This is a genomic window from Ruegeria sp. O5, assembly GCF_056535105.1.
Genome location: NZ_JBQERN010000044.1, coordinates 1 through 2,402 on the forward strand (window position 1 = coordinate 1; position 2,402 = coordinate 2,402).

The 2,402-nt window shown below is 53.0% G+C and carries 1 protein-coding gene; it reads right to left on the bottom strand.

What is annotated here, in order from left to right; translation table 11 throughout:
• Positions 1-225: 225 nt before the first annotated feature.
• Positions 226-1,401, bottom strand: a complete 1,176-nt coding sequence (locus ACR0M3_RS19980; protein ID WP_480774596.1) for an alpha/beta hydrolase — start codon at positions 1,399-1,401, stop codon at positions 226-228.
• Positions 1,402-2,402: the final 1,001 nt, after the last annotated feature.

The following is a 2,402-nucleotide window of genomic DNA, read 5'->3' on the forward strand; positions in this document are numbered from 1 at the left end:
GAATTGTTTGACAGGTTCGCCATTCTTGCGCGGCGTAAAATTCACATTTGAGCAATGGTATCTTGACAGATTAATATGCCAAGAAAAATCGATTATACCTTCAACGTCATAAGTCTGACCTATGGATGACCTTACATAAGAGTTTCGATGTGATCCGAGGGAGCCTCGTGTGGCAAGCTGATCAGAATAGAGAATAGACGGGGATAACCAGACGGTTCCTTTCCTTCAGTACAAACGCCCCAATTCCCTGATCCTTTGCGGATAATCGTCTGGAAAACGCCAGATGACTTCGCCGGGTGCGCGCACCAGTCCGCGCGCGGCGGGGTCTTTGTTGGTCAGCAATGACAGGAAAAGATCGCTGCTGGCCCATGGTGAAGACCGGAAGTACCAATGCCCGTTGCCAGTGCCCGCCTCTTCGGCATCCGTCACGTCGATGACATGCAGCCTTGGGGTCCGGGCCAGTTCCGCTTGCACCGCAGGCACTGCTTCGCCGGGCGGCGAGGTCTCTCCGACGCGCTTGCGGCCAAAGACAAACCTAGACATCGCCAGCGCGGAATCCGTTTGCGACTGATAGATCGTCAGGTCCGTAACCGCATCGAGAAGACCGTCCTCGATAGCATGAAGGAAATAAGCGCGGTCTAGGTCGCTGCCGATCAGGATGAGTTTGCCCAACCGCGCATTTTCCTCGGCTCCCAACGCGATTTGATAAGCGGCATCAAAGGCCAGCCTAGTCCCGGCGCTGTAGCCGATCAGGTGAATGCGACGGGCATCGGTATGAGTCGAAAGAAAGGCAATCAGCTCGCGCAGATAGCGTCGCGAGGCCAGCGCCGATTCCTGATCGCGGAAATAGGCCAGCGTACTTGGGGTTGCTGTCCAATTGTAACTGATGAAAGCGCCCTGATAGCCCAGGAAATGCTGCAACTGGCTTGAGACCAGGGTGGAATAGTCGAAGTCCACATTATAGCCGTGGATGTAAATGAAAATGTCGTTGTTGGCCGATTGCGCCAATTGCGCATTGATTTGTGACGCAAAACGGCGACCGGCAGATTCGACCTCGGCACGGCTGGGTGGCGTATCCATGTATTTGATTGCGCTGAACGGCAGAATGCCGGTCTCGGTCACGCCCGCCACACGTAGCCTATAGTCCCGATCCCGCGCCGCGGCGAGCGTGATGCGCCTTGCGTTTTCCCAGCTTTCAAGCGGCGGGTCCGACGCAACCTGCGCGACACCCGCCCGCAACACGTGCCCCCGTGCGTTATTGTAGCTTTTCTGTGGGTCGTCCGGTTCCGCAGGCTGGCGGTCGGTTGCGTAAAACAGACGCGTCCGCGCCTCAAAATTGCCCTCGGTCACATCCCCGAACGGGTCAAGCGTGCCATTGGCAAAGACCGTTGGCGAAGGCATGATGTCAATTTCATTGTAGGTTTTCGCCGCGCACCCCGTCAGGGTTATGAAGAAAATTAGCCAACAGAACCTATGCATCAGACACTTTACGCCCCAGAATTTCCGCCGCATTGAGATCTGCCGGCACGAGCTTTCAACCATTTTTGCAAATGGACCATCTTTGGCAAGCCTTAGAGGATGCCTGCGACAACGATGGCAGCAGATTGCGGGCCGTGACCGTGGATGATGTTGTCAGAGAGACGTTTGAAGAGTTCGAGTAATCGGCCACATTAACCAATGTTCGCCGATTTCGGGGTCGGCTTCTTGATGAGTCTTTTACAATGTGAAGCTACGCAAAGGCGAAAGGGACCATGTGAAAACGGCTATGAAACGGGCCAGATGTTCATCAAGGTGAAGGGCATGTGCGAATAGTCATGAACGTTTCCTGCACTGAAAAGGTTCGCACCAGAATTTTACCACTCTTGGCTGTCCGGCTCCCGCCGCACGTTTGTGGGCTCCAAAAGGATGTTTGTTTGCTGTTTTTTACCTTGGCCTCACCCTATCCAGGGATCGAAGCTTCCAGAGTACCCGGCGCAATTCAGCGGTTTTTCGATTGGATGAAACTCCTCCAGTGCACTGCCTGTGCCCCAAAGTTAAAACGATTTGCGATCGTGTGGCTTTTTGTTGCTTTTTCTTGACCGAGCAAACGAATTGATACATTTTACCAAAATAAAACCAGAATGGAGCACAAATTATCACGAATATAGACCGTTTTTGTCGCTCCATACCGCCCTTGAGTCAGAGGTTTCGTCTCGGTGTAAGGATGGTTTCGGAGCGGCGGCAGTGCTAATAACAGAATGTCCTGTGCGGACTGGTTATGGTAACCTGAAATAGAAAGGTATCGCCCCGACAGTTTGCAGTTAACTGCACATTATTAGGGTGCAATTCTGTCAAATTGGCGGTCACTGGCTTCACTTGACCCAAAGCGCCTCGAAAAAGAAGGCACCCAACAAAAATGATCA